The 246-nt window shown below is 68.3% G+C and carries 1 pseudogene; it reads right to left on the bottom strand.

Annotated features, from left to right (window positions below):
* A pseudogene (locus SB753_RS40265) lies at window positions 1-246 on the bottom strand (multidrug resistance transporter); the annotation flags it as partial.

Here is a 246-nt window from a genome sequence, read left to right as displayed (position 1 = left end):
CCGTTTGCCGATGCGCGTTGCTCGTTGATCAGCGCGAACGCGGCCATTTGCAGGCCCGTGCCGGCACGGAGCACGTCCGCCTGGGACCCCGCCTGAGTGACACGCGTGCGCACCATCGCGATAGTCGGAGAGCCTGCCAGGGCGCGCTGGATCAGCGTGTCGAGTTGCGGGTCGTCGTAGCGCTTCCACCATTGGGCGTCGGGCCAGCCGTCGTGGGCGAGATGGATGTCGTCGGCAAGCCGGATC

The organism is Paraburkholderia sp. SIMBA_053 (genome assembly GCF_046534895.1).
In the GTDB taxonomy this organism is placed as follows: domain Bacteria; phylum Pseudomonadota; class Gammaproteobacteria; order Burkholderiales; family Burkholderiaceae; genus Paraburkholderia; species Paraburkholderia caledonica.
Note: the sequence above shows the minus strand (reverse complement) of the source record. Positions and strands in the feature narration are given on the sequence as shown.